General features: G+C 74.9%; 1 protein-coding gene. It reads left to right on the top strand.

The annotated features are described in order from the left end of the window. Positions 1-225: 225 nt before the first annotated feature. Positions 226-534 (top strand): hypothetical protein (locus D7Y13_RS42160; RefSeq protein WP_208734577.1); only part of this gene is annotated, 309 nt, incomplete at its 3' end.

Genomic DNA, 534 nt, shown 5'->3' with positions numbered 1-534 from the left:
CCCCAGGAAGGCGCCCTGGCCCACGGCGCCGGCCCGGGCGCCGAGGACACCACCGACCCGGGCGAAGGCCCCCGGGCAAGCGGGGATGCCCCCCCGTCCAGGCAGGCTGCGACCGGGCAACTTCTCCAAGCGGATTGGAATCCGGGCCCGGAAGCGGAAGACTCTGGTCCACACCCTCGAGCTTTTCACCGAGAAGGGGCACCCCCGGCCCCGGAGGACTCACCCATGCAGAACCGGCCCTCGCGTCCGGGTTGGACCCCCGGCGCCGGCAGTGAGGACTCCACGACGAACGAGCGGCCCATGCGCAAGAGCGAGGACACCGAGCCCTCCTCCCGCGCCCCCGCGAAGGCCGTTTCCGGGTGGACGCCGGGCTCGGGCGCGGACGACGCCACCGAGGGCGCCGGCCCGTCCCCCCTCGCCCTGGGCCCCGACGAGGACGAGGGCTTCGACGACGAGCACACGGACGTGGACAAGCCGAAGCGCCCCGTCGCGAACGCGGCCCCGGAGCGTCGCGCACCGTCCCGCACGTCCATG

It is taken from the genome of Corallococcus praedator (assembly GCF_003612125.1).
In the GTDB taxonomy this organism is placed as follows: domain Bacteria; phylum Myxococcota; class Myxococcia; order Myxococcales; family Myxococcaceae; genus Corallococcus; species Corallococcus praedator.
The sequence above is the reverse complement of the archived record's forward strand: the minus strand, read 5'-3'. Positions and strand labels throughout refer to the sequence as shown.